General features: G+C 56.4%; 1 protein-coding gene. It reads left to right on the top strand.

Annotation, left to right across the window (positions count from 1 at the left end; translation table 11 throughout):
- Positions 1 to 14: 14 nt before the first annotated feature.
- Positions 15 to 273, top strand: a 259-nt coding sequence (locus AACW06_RS20390; protein ID WP_192076410.1) for an Ig-like domain-containing protein, incomplete at its 3' end; no start/stop codon positions are given.

The raw sequence follows: 273 nt of genomic DNA, 5'->3' as shown, positions 1-273 counted from the left end.
AAGTGGGTGATACGGTGACCTTAACCATCACCAACCCCGATGGCAGCACCACAGAGCAAACCTACAGCGTGACCCAAACGGATATCGATACCGGCAGTGCGAGCATCACTATTCCAAGTCTGACGGACGAAGGCGCCTACAGCGTCACCAGCAGTATCAGCGATGCGGCGGGTAACACCACCGCTGAAAGCGCGCCAGTGACGTTTGATTTAGACACCACCATTCCGGGTGATACCGACGGTGATGGCGTGAGCGATACCGCGCCAACGTTAA

It is taken from the genome of Vibrio sp. S12_S33 (assembly GCF_963889785.1).
Taxonomy (GTDB): Bacteria; Pseudomonadota; Gammaproteobacteria; order Enterobacterales; family Vibrionaceae; genus Vibrio; species Vibrio aestuarianus.
The sequence above is the reverse complement of the archived record's forward strand: the minus strand, read 5'-3'. Positions and strand labels throughout refer to the sequence as shown.